Genomic DNA, 287 nt, shown 5'->3' on the forward strand with positions numbered 1-287 from the left:
GTGATCTTTGTCTAATACCGTATCATCAAAGAGCAAGTAACCCTCAGCATCGGCGACAATGTCTTGTTTAACTTGTTCCCATACTAGACGAGGTTTGAGCTTGTCACCTTTAATATAACGGTTGATACGGTCATGACTGATGTTCTCAGGATGATGATCAGCATAGTTGGTGATGGTGTAGTTTATTTGGCTCACCATGAGATACTGGCAATAATCTAGTCGGGTTACTTTAGGCTTCTTCATGACTATTATGGTACTACGCTATGCTTTAGGTTGGCAATATATCT

At 40.4% G+C, this 287-nt stretch carries 1 pseudogene; it reads right to left on the reverse strand.

Annotated elements, in window-relative coordinates:
* A pseudogene (locus ACT3SX_RS15700) lies at positions 1-243 on the reverse strand (IS701 family transposase); the annotation flags it as partial.
* Positions 244-287: the final 44 nt, after the last annotated feature.

The organism is Psychrobacter sp. AOP31-B2-9 (genome assembly GCF_052378005.1).
Classification (GTDB): Bacteria; Pseudomonadota; Gammaproteobacteria; order Pseudomonadales; family Moraxellaceae; genus Psychrobacter.